Annotated in this window: 1 pseudogene; it reads left to right on the plus strand. The window is 32.3% G+C overall.

Annotation, left to right across the window (positions count from 1 at the left end):
- Nucleotides 1–806 precede the first annotated feature (806 nt).
- Nucleotides 807–1,246 (plus strand): annotated as a pseudogene (gene ssb / locus BN338_RS01960) (single-stranded DNA-binding protein).
- Nucleotides 1,247–1,314: the final 68 nt, after the last annotated feature.

Here is a 1,314-nt window from a genome sequence, read left to right on the forward strand (position 1 = left end):
AAAAAAGAAAGCCGTGTCTTTAATAAACGCGGCTTTCTGAAATGTATTTTAACAATGCTACTCTACTCAAAGTAATGTCTCTTTATTGCACAAAACGTGTAAAAACGCAAGCATTAATATATAAAAACCATATCAAAATAAATTGATACGGCTTTTATACTGAAAATTTTAACCAACAAGGACAGTTCACCATGAACTGATCAATGAATTACATATTTTGTGTATAAATGCAAGCATGTTTTTTTCAATTTGCATCTTTAAGTGTATGATGCTATCATTAATTCGCAACGTTATTATAACCTTGCATTTTCACCATTCCTTAGGTTGAAAACACTTTTTAAAAATCGCCACAAAATAAAGCCGTGCCAATTAATCTACACGGTTTTTTTGTATATTAACGCTTGTAATTTTACACATAATGTACTACATATTGTATGACCTGAGAAATTGATAAAGTCATGAAAGCCTTGTTATGTATTTACGTAACAGGGCTTTCTTTTATGCTAGGATTTGGTTTTCTCTATTTAATTTGAATGCATTAAAGCCGTGCCAATTTCTCGACACGGCTTCTGTTTTGCAATGCATGACTGTTATCTTGTTATTCGAAAGTATACGAACATCTCTTTATTGCACAATACGTATCAAAACGCAAGCCATTAAGTAAAATAAAAATGGGATTCATTATTTAGATTCAGTAGGTTATCATAAATTTTGTTTGTATAAATAAACCATAATGTGTTATAATATTATCAGTTGTGAGTTTTGTTTTGTTCTAAGTAACATTTTCCATTAAGGACATAAAGCAAATGCTTAATAAAGTTATTTTAATTGGTTTTTTAGGTGCTAATCCAGAAAGCAAAACGATGACTTCTGGAGCAGAAATAGTCAATTTTCGCATGGCAACGTCTGAAAGCTATACAGATAAAAAGACTAATCAAAAAGTAGACAAAACAGAATGGCATTCCATTGTGGTTTTTAATCCGCATTTAGCAAAAATAGCACTTCAATATCTCAATAAAGGCAGCAAAGTTTATATCGAGGGGCAGCTTCAAACCCGTAAATGGCAAGATAAAAATGGTGTGGAAAGGTATGTAACAGAAATCATATTGCCTAAGTACAAAGGCGATTTAAAGCTCTTAGATGGCAAAAATGATGATATCAAGAGCAATCATCTCCTTATGACAGAAGCTTTCACAAACCTCTTGATATGTCTCATACCGTTATGAATGATGGTGTTCCTTTTTAAACAGAAGGCGGTGTTGTGAAAAGAAACAAAAAGAGGGGACGCCCTAAAATAACAGGGCAGTTAAGAGA

The organism is Bartonella queenslandensis AUST/NH15 (genome assembly GCF_000312585.1).
Classification (GTDB): Bacteria; Pseudomonadota; Alphaproteobacteria; order Rhizobiales; family Rhizobiaceae; genus Bartonella; species Bartonella queenslandensis_A.